Source organism: Rhizobium ecuadorense, assembly GCF_001187535.1.
Taxonomy (GTDB): domain Bacteria; phylum Pseudomonadota; class Alphaproteobacteria; order Rhizobiales; family Rhizobiaceae; genus Rhizobium; species Rhizobium ecuadorense.
In genome coordinates this window covers 1-315 of the sequence record NZ_LFIO01001285.1, presented here as the reverse complement: position 1 = coordinate 315, position 315 = coordinate 1, and the positions used below count along the sequence as shown (strand labels likewise).

General features: G+C 61.3%; 2 pseudogenes. Both read right to left on the bottom strand.

Going from position 1 to position 315, the window contains the following annotated elements:
* A pseudogene (locus AF337_RS45685) lies at positions 1–158 on the bottom strand (nuclear transport factor 2 family protein); the annotation flags it as partial.
* Positions 155–315 (bottom strand): annotated as a pseudogene (locus tag AF337_RS46325) (TetR/AcrR family transcriptional regulator); the annotation flags it as partial. The pseudogenes AF337_RS46325 and AF337_RS45685, both read right to left, overlap by 4 nt.

The window sequence follows — 315 nt, the reverse complement described above, 5'->3', positions numbered from 1 at the left end:
GCCATATAAGCCGAGAGACCGGCGCGCCCCGCGATCGCTCCATTCGGGTCGCAATAGGTCACCTCGTCAGCGAGGCAAGCCCGCATTTCGGGCTCGCGAGCGTCAGCGTCCAGCGACCAGATGGCTGCATATCGATTCCACAGGGCCTCAGGTGTCATGACATCGTCTCCAGTTGATTGAATTCATCTTCTATCGCCTGCCGCAGGCCGGCCTTGTCATCACCGCCGCGAATGAGCACGAGGAGTCCCTGATAGAAGGCCAGAAGGCGGGTGGCTGTCCTGTTCGCCTTGGCTCCGTCACCGTCTCGAACGATGG